The sequence below is a fragment of the Meiothermus luteus genome, assembly GCF_003574085.1.
Taxonomy (GTDB): Bacteria; Deinococcota; Deinococci; order Deinococcales; family Thermaceae; genus Meiothermus; species Meiothermus luteus.
In genome coordinates, this window is record NZ_QWKZ01000122.1 from 1 (window position 1) to 7,210 (window position 7,210).

10 protein-coding genes and 1 pseudogene are annotated in these 7,210 nt (G+C 65.1%); 4 read left to right on the forward strand and 7 right to left on the reverse strand.

The window, feature by feature from the left end:
• From Mlute_RS13390 to Mlute_RS13400, 3 genes are all read left to right on the forward strand, one after another.
• Positions 1-301 (forward strand): FAD:protein FMN transferase (locus tag Mlute_RS13390; protein ID WP_147371103.1); only part of this gene is annotated, 301 nt, incomplete at its 5' end.
• A 17-nt stretch (positions 302-318) separates the two neighbouring features.
• Positions 319-858 (forward strand): DUF2271 domain-containing protein, encoded by a 540-nt coding sequence (locus Mlute_RS13395; protein WP_119361098.1) that lies wholly within the window; start codon positions 319-321, stop codon positions 856-858.
• Entirely contained in the window at positions 842-1,465 is a 624-nt protein-coding gene (locus Mlute_RS13400; RefSeq protein ID WP_119361099.1) for a PepSY-associated TM helix domain-containing protein, read from the forward strand. The genes Mlute_RS13395 and Mlute_RS13400 overlap by 17 nt, the downstream gene beginning before the upstream one ends.
• Here Mlute_RS13400 and Mlute_RS13405 read toward each other — a convergent pair.
• From Mlute_RS13405 to tnpA, 6 genes are all read right to left on the reverse strand, one after another.
• Positions 1,406-2,401 (reverse strand): alpha/beta hydrolase, encoded by a 996-nt coding sequence (locus Mlute_RS13405; protein ID WP_245958985.1) that lies wholly within the window; start codon positions 2,399-2,401, stop codon positions 1,406-1,408. The genes Mlute_RS13400 and Mlute_RS13405 overlap by 60 nt on opposite strands.
• Positions 2,286-2,819 (reverse strand): lysophospholipase, encoded by a 534-nt coding sequence (locus Mlute_RS16230; RefSeq protein WP_245958982.1) that lies wholly within the window; start codon positions 2,817-2,819, stop codon positions 2,286-2,288. Before Mlute_RS16230 ends, Mlute_RS13405 begins: the two co-directional genes overlap by 116 nt.
• Positions 2,820-2,913: 94 nt before the next feature.
• Positions 2,914-3,570: a DUF4397 domain-containing protein gene (locus tag Mlute_RS13410; protein ID WP_119361100.1), complete on the reverse strand. Its 657-nt coding sequence runs from the start codon at positions 3,568-3,570 to the stop codon at positions 2,914-2,916.
• Between the two features lie 102 nt (positions 3,571-3,672).
• On the reverse strand, positions 3,673-4,167 hold the full coding sequence (locus tag Mlute_RS13415; protein WP_119361101.1) for a fasciclin domain-containing protein: 495 nt from the start codon (positions 4,165-4,167) through the stop codon (positions 3,673-3,675).
• A gap of 140 nt (positions 4,168-4,307) precedes the next feature.
• On the reverse strand, positions 4,308-4,757 hold the full coding sequence (locus tag Mlute_RS16235; RefSeq protein ID WP_245958983.1) for a DUF6992 family protein: 450 nt from the start codon (positions 4,755-4,757) through the stop codon (positions 4,308-4,310).
• 39 nt (positions 4,758-4,796) lie between these two features.
• Positions 4,797-5,207, reverse strand: a complete 411-nt coding sequence (gene tnpA / locus Mlute_RS13425; RefSeq protein ID WP_119361102.1) for an IS200/IS605 family transposase — start codon at positions 5,205-5,207, stop codon at positions 4,797-4,799.
• A 22-nt stretch (positions 5,208-5,229) separates the two neighbouring features.
• On the opposite strand from tnpA, the gene Mlute_RS13430 reads away from it, so the two are divergent.
• A complete protein-coding gene (locus tag Mlute_RS13430) occupies positions 5,230-6,519 on the forward strand; it encodes an RNA-guided endonuclease InsQ/TnpB family protein (protein WP_119361103.1) in 1,290 nt (429 codons plus the stop codon).
• A 40-nt stretch (positions 6,520-6,559) separates the two neighbouring features.
• Here the strand turns inward: Mlute_RS13430 and Mlute_RS13435 are convergent.
• A pseudogene (locus Mlute_RS13435) lies at positions 6,560-7,087 on the reverse strand (FAD-binding domain-containing protein); the annotation flags it as partial.
• Between the last annotated feature and the right edge of the window lie 123 nt (positions 7,088-7,210).

The window sequence follows — 7,210 nt, forward strand, 5'->3', positions numbered from 1 at the left end:
CAATGCACCCCCGCTGGCCCGCCCGCGGGTTCAGAACCAAGGGGTGGCCACCAGCGGCCTGGCCCGGCGCGGGGCCCACCTCTACGACCCCCGCACCGCCCGCCCGGTCGCGCGGGTGGTGCAGGCCACGGTACTGGCCCCCACCGCCGCCACCGCCGATGTGCTGGCTACCGCGTTTTGCGTGCTCGAGCCCACGCTCAGCCTGGCCTTGGCCGAGACCTTTGGGGTGGGCTGCTTGCTGGTGGAGCAAGACGGCCAGACCCACAGCAACCCCAAGTTTGACCACCACCGGATTCAATGAATCCCAAGGAGATACCCATGCAGCGTCGTTTCGTCAGCCGCCGAAACTTTATCTACCGCACCGCCGGTCTTTTCCTGACCCTGTGGGCTGGACGGGGCCTGGCCCAGGTCCGCTGGGCCAGCGGCATGAAGCTGGACATCACCTTTGAGTTTGTGGGGGGCGGGGGCCGCTACCGCCCACCTTACGTGGCGGTCTGGCTGGAGAACGCCCAGGGCCTGCCGGTACGCACCCTGGCGGTCTGGTTTGAGCAGTCCCGCAAGGGGCCCCGCTGGCTCAACGAGCTGCGGCGCTGGTACCGCAGCAGCGAGCTTAGCGAGGCGGTCTCGGGGCCGACCCGGATGCCGGGCCGCTACACCCTGAGCTGGGACGGCAAGGACGATAAGGGCAACTGGGTGAACCAGGGCGAGTACTTTGTGTGCGTGGAACTGGTGCGGGAACACGGCCCCTACGAGCTCTTCCGCGAGAAGGTGGCCCTGGGCCAGAACCCCTTCAAGCGCAGCTACAGCGTGGCCAGCGAGCTGAAGGAGGTGACGCTTGCCTATGACAAGCAGGGTTGAAGCAGTAGGCGGAAGAACCTCAAAACCCTTGCGCTCGAGGCTTTATGCCCTGGCCCGCTGGCTGCACCTCTACGCCTCCATGCTGAGTCTTTTGGTGGTGCTTTTCTTCGCCGCTACGGGCATTACCCTCAACCACCCCGAGTGGGTTTTTGGCACCGCCCAGACCACCCACACCTACAGCGGCACCCTGCCGCAAAACTGGCAGCGGGATGGGCAGGTAGACTGGCTGCAAACTGCCGAGGCCCTCCGCGCTGCCCACAACCTGAAGGGCCGGGTGAGCGATACCCGCGCCGATGACCAGGAGGCCTCTATCAGCTTCCGTGGCCCGGGCTACTCCGCCGATGCCTTCATCCGCCGGGCCGACGGCAGCTACACCCTGAAGGTGGTGGCCCAAGGGCCGGTGGCGGTGCTCAACGACCTGCACCGCGGGCGGGATGCAGGCGCGGCCTGGAGCTGGTTGATCGACCTCTCGGGGGGCTTCTTGTTGCTGGTGGCCCTGACCGGCTTCGGGCTTTCACTTTTCTTCCGCAAGACCCGTGCTGCCGCCCTAATCACTGCGTTGCTGGGGGGCTTGGGTTTGCTTTGGATGGTTTGGAGGGCGGTATAGGAAGTTTGATTCCCCTCTCGTTGTCGTGTCGGCCTCTGCTGGACCGAGGGGTAGCCTCGCTAGGTAGTTCGCGATGGGCTGAATGGCTGCCCCGTACCGGTTTGTGAGAAGGTCCAGATGGGTTAGATCCGGTAAGACGCGCACCTCAAAGGGGGTTTCGGGAAAAAAAGCCCCGGCGTTGGCGAAGTCCTCGTCCCGCGGCAGCAGTCCCCGCCCAGCCCCTAGGGCCAGCACCGGGTAGGGCAGCCGACGGGGCCTTAGCCCCGGCATAGCTGCCTCAAAGGCGGCGATGTCCAGGGCCAGCCGATAGGGGAAGAACCATTCCGAAAAGCCGGTGGTGGGGGTGGCGTAGAGCTGCACGAACTCCAGCGGGTCGGTGGCCTCGCCGGTATCCCACCACTCCACCCGGCCGCCCCGGGGGCCCCGGATGGTGTAGGCCAGGCGGCCCAGGGCCAGCCCAAAGAGGCTGAGCCCCTCCCGGGCCACGGCCTGCCCTGCGGAGACCGCGAAGGCCGGGAAAAGGGCGTAGCGCTCGTCCACCCGGTATAAGGTCGCAGCCAGCCGGCTGCTGCGGAAGGCCACCCAGCCAGGGGGTGCGTCGGCCCCCGGGTCCAGCGCGGTCATGAAAGCCTGGGCCTCGGCCTGGGCTAAGGCCGCTGGACCCAGGCCGAAGGCGGCCACATAGGGGGGCGCGCGGCCTGAAAGCAGGTCGTTCAGGCCGGGCAGCCGGCCAAAAGGGCCCTGAGCACCCTCCAGGTAGGCCTGGGGGCCAACCGCGAGAAGCCGCGGGGCCCCATCCAGCAGGACCAGCCCGTCCAGCTTATCCCCTCGGTAAAGGGCGAAGAGCGAGGCCAGGCTGGCCCCCAGGGAGTGGCCGGCCAGCACCACCGGGCCTTTCTGTCGGGCCTGGTCCACGACCCGCTCGAGGTCCTCCAGGTGCACCCTCAGGCCCCAGTCCCTGCACCCTCAGGCCCCAGTCCCTAAGGAAGGGGACCTCGGGCAAGGGGTAGCCCTGGTAGTAGGCCCAGGGGTCAGGAGCGGCAAAGCCCCGCCGATCTTCCAGGCCGTTGGCCCGCCGGTCCCAGGCCCAGACCGCCCAGCCCGGGGCGGCCAGCACCAGCCGGCGGGCCAGGGCCTCAAAGCTGGTGGCCCCGCCCAGGAAGCCCGGGACCAGGATAAGGGTGCCCTTGGGGGTGCCTTGGGCGGGAAAGGAGAGGACGTAGCTCCGGTCAAGCGCGGGTCCGGCGGGGGTTGGGGCCCCGGTCACCGGGAAGTAGCTGGGTGTTCCGCTCCAGCGGGGGCTTTGGGCTAGGGCCAGGCCCAAGCAGGCGGTGAGGAAAAGCCAGCGCGGCATGCCCCCATGCTGCCCCCAAACCCCGGCCGAAACATCTCCGGGGGCCACAAAAAAGGCGGGCCAGCGGCCCACCTGACCTCGCCCTATGGCTGGCTTACGGGCTACCGAAGCTGTCCTCCACCACCACCACCTCCAGGCTTTGGTCGGCCACCCGGCCCACTGCGAAGACGCTGTAGACCTTGCCCTCCTCAAAGGCTACTCCCTCTAGGGGCAGGGCCACGGTGGGGGTGCCGGTGGGGCGCACCTCGAGGTCATAAGCCCCGGCCCGCACCGTGCCGTAGCCGGAGCGTTGGCCAAAGGCCAGGTTGCGGAACAGCACCGGGCCGCTCTTCAGGGCCACGTCCACTGCTGGGGCGTCGGGAGAGGCGTGGATGATTCGCACTTTGGCGACCCCTTCGGCCGGGGCCAGCCGGTCCTCCACCACCTGGGTCCTCAGGCTGGAGGCGGTGCCTAGGGCCATCACGGTGTAATACTTGCCCGCCTGCACCCGTAGGACCACATCGACCACCTTGGTTGGGTTCTGCCCGGTGGTCTGAACGGTTAGGGTCAGGTTGCCCGCAGGCACCTCGGCGTAATAGGTTACGTCCTTGAAACCTTGGGCCTCAAACACCTTGTTGCCCCCAGACAGGATGTCCACCGAGGGTGCATCGGGCACCAGGTGGGCAAACCGCACAAAGGCGGTGCCGTTGCTTTGGGCTAGGGCAAAACCGAGGACCAGCGCCAACCCAACGAACCAGCTTTTCCAGCGCATAAAGGCTCCTTTCCGAAGCTTCGCAGCTACATCTTAGCGCTGAAGCCCCCACCCGGCAATCGGGGTGGGGGCTCTAGGGGCTGCTTCTGGCCGCGTGGGGGCTTACTTGGGCAGCAAAACGGTGTCTATAACGTGGATGATGCCGTTGCTGGCCTGGATGTCCACCGCGGTCACGGTAGAGCTGCCGTTTAGGATGACCTTGCCGTCCTTGACCTCGATGGTTATGCTCTGGCCCTCTACGGTCTTGGCTTCCTTTAGGGTAACGACCTGGCTCGAGGGCACCCGGCCCGCCACCACGTGGTAGGTGAGCACCTTGGTCAGCGCAGCCTTATCGGCCAGCAGCTTGTCTAGGTCGGCTTTAGGAATCTTGGCAAAAGCTGCGTTGGTCGGGGCAAAGACCGTGAAGGGGCCCGGGCCTGAGAGGGTTTCTACCAGCCCCGCGGCCTGCACCGCAGTCAGCAGGGTGCTGAAGTCGGGGTTGGTGGCCACAATCTGCGCGATGGTTTGATTCTGGGTGGTGCTCTGAGCGTTGGTGAGCGTCAGGCCAAGGATAAGCAGGGCCAGGCTTCCTGCCACGAGCAGCGGTTTGAGCTTCATCTCGTACCTCCTTTTAGGGCTGGCGGGCCGGTGCTCCTGCTAAAGGCCGGTTGTCATCGGATTCCCGGGTTTCTCCCCTCTTCCAGCCCTGGGGCCAGGGTAATCGTTTAATCTATGTAGAAATTTTGTCTATATTACGTTCAGATTCGTAGGGCATGGAACAGGTCAAAGCCCAGCAGGAAGATTCCTTGGCAGGCGATGGCCAGCCCGAAGCCCCTGAGCCTTGGTTCGGGGCGCCGCCACAGGCCCAGCCCCGCGGCGATGTATAGGGTGTCCAGGCCGGCGTTAATCCATAGCAGCCGGCGGAGGCCGGCTGGCTCGAGCTCAGCCCCCAGCCAACCCCCATAGGCAATCGCGGCGTTCACCAGGCCCCAGACCCCGGTCATGAACCAAAACGGGCGCCAGAACCCATCCTGGGTGCGCCACAGGCCCAAAAGCGCTCCGCCTAAGCAGGCCAGCGCCCACAGCATGAGGCCCTGCGCGATGCGCTCACCGACCAGCTCGCTCACCCTGCCTCCGTTTAGCCAACCCCCGGCATCGCTTTGAACCATAGGGGTGTGGGGCGGCAGTCCCCGGCCAAAGCGCTCCACCTTGGCTGGGGAAGGATAGCCCCACACCGCCGAAGGCGGCTAATCTAGGGGCTTGCGCTGCCCCTGGATGTACCGCTTGAGCACCTCCAAGGGCGCTCCACCCGCCGTCAGGATGGCGTACGAGCCCGACCACAGCACAGGCTTCCAATAAAACTTGCTGAGGTGTTCGGCGTGGCGCTTGCGCAAGGCGCGACTGGTGACGGTCTTGAGGCTGTTGACGAACTTTGCAGGTTCGATAGTCGGAGTGGCCTCGAACAGTAGGTGTACGTGGTCGGCCTCACCGGAGAACTCCACCATCTCGCAACCCCATTGCTCGCACACTTGGACGACCTTCTCCCGCAACTCCTCCAACATCACCCCGGTCAAACATTTGCGCCGGTATTTGGTGACTAGAACCAAATGATACGTAAGGCGAAATGCAGCGTTGTTGGCAGTCTTTAGCTTGACCATAACCGTATGGTACAATGGGGATATGCAGACCCGCCAGGCGCAGATTCCCTATCGGGACGGACTGGCGTCCGTACGCCAGGTGCGGTACAAGCTGTACCCAACCCCTGCTCAGCTCGAAGTCTTGGAGCGGTGGAACGGGCTGCACTGCGATTTGTACAACGCCTGCTTACAACAGCGCCGAGATGCCTACAAGAAGGGCAAGTCGGTGGGCTACTACGACCAGCAGAACGAGCTTCCTGCGCTAAAGGCGGCCATTCCCGAGTACCGCTCGTTGGGCAGCCACGCCTTGCAGGAAACCGTTCGGCGGGTAGACCGGGCCTTCCAAGCCTTCTTCCGCCGGGTCAAGCGGGGTGAGAAACCCGGCTACCCCCGCTACAAAAGCCGCAAGAGCTTTGTGGGCTTTTGCTACCCCGACAAGGCCGGGTGGAAGTTCGAGCGGGGTCCAAACGGCAAACACGGCGTGCTGCACCTCTCCAACCTCGGCCCTATCAAGGCCAGGGGCAAGCCTCGGCAATGGGGCGAGCCTCTTCGGGTAACGCTGACCCGCACCTCCCACGGCTGGTACGCCACTGTTGCCCTCCGTTGCCAGCCTGCCCGTAAAACGGGGAACATCGCTGTGGGCATAGACCTGGGGGTAGAAGCGGTTGCCACGCTCTCTGACGCTACGAGGGTGGAAAACCCCCGCTTCCTCAAACAGGCCAGCAACAAGCTCAGGGGTTTGCAGCGCCAACTTGCCCGTAGAAAGCGCTTTGGCAGCAACTGGAAGCGCACCAAACACAAGATAGCTCGACTGCACCTCAAAGTAGCGAACCAGCGCAACGACTTCCAGCACAAGCTGACCTCGCTATGGGTCTCTAGGTACGGACTCATCGCAATTGAGGAGTTACGGGTCAAGAATATGACGGTAGGGGGTGGAAGCAGAAAAGCGGGTCTCAACCGAGCGATACTCGACGTGGGGATGTGGGGCATCCTGCAAAAGCTGGCGTACAAAGCGGAAGAAGCTGGTACGCGGCTGGTAGAGGTGCCCACCTCCAGGGTCAAGCCATCGCAGACCTGCCCTATCTGCTTGCGCCAGGAGAAGAAGCCCCTCGCTCAGCGGGTGCACCGATGCCCCTGTGGGTGCGAGATGCACCGTGACCAAGCCGCCGCTCTGGTCATGCTGAGGTGGGCCATACACCCCTGGGTGCACAGCCGTCAGGCTGTCCTGCAGGGAATCTACCCCTGGGAACCAGGGGGCGGGGAGGGGCCGAAGTCTGGCTCCGTCGAACCGCGAAACCCCGACCACGCCGGGATAGCGGTTGGTCGTGGGTAGTTCATGCCTTTGTGTCGCATAGGGGATTTTCGCGCGGCGGTCATCGAACAGGGGTTTTGGCGATCCAGCTGGCGGCCTCCAGGTAGCGCCTGCGGGCCAGTTCTAGGTCCAGCACCGGGGGTTTGTAGGGCCGGGGCCGGCCCCCCGACTCGGGCACCCAGCGCTGGAGCCACGCCCCATCGGGGTCGTGGGCCTCGGCCTGGGCAATTAGGTTGAAAATCCGGAAGTAAGGCGCCGCGTCCACCCCCAGCCCCCCCGCCCAGTGCCAGCCCTGTAGGTTGGAGGCGTTGTCGCCGTCCAAGAGCAGGTCGCGGAAAGCCCGCTCGCACTTCTGCCAGGGAAGAAGGGCCAACTTGACCGCGAACTGCGCCGCTACCATGCGGCCCCGATTGGACAGGAAGCCCGTGGCCTGCAGCTCGCGCATGGCCGCATCCACCACCGGGATGCCGGTCTGGCCGGTTAACCAGGCCTCAAAAAGGCCTGGGTCGTCGTTCCAGGGCAGGGCCTCCCAGCGGGGGTCAAAGGCTTTTTGGAGCATATCGGGGCGGTGGTAGAGCAGATCGCCCGCTTTGAGGCTTGGACCATGCGGGCCCTAGGCCTTCCCCGGGAAGAGGCCACGGCCCTGCTCAGGCGGGTGGTGGGGGCCCTTAAGGCAAAGCGGGTCCTGATACCCTGGGAACTTCCCGCCTGG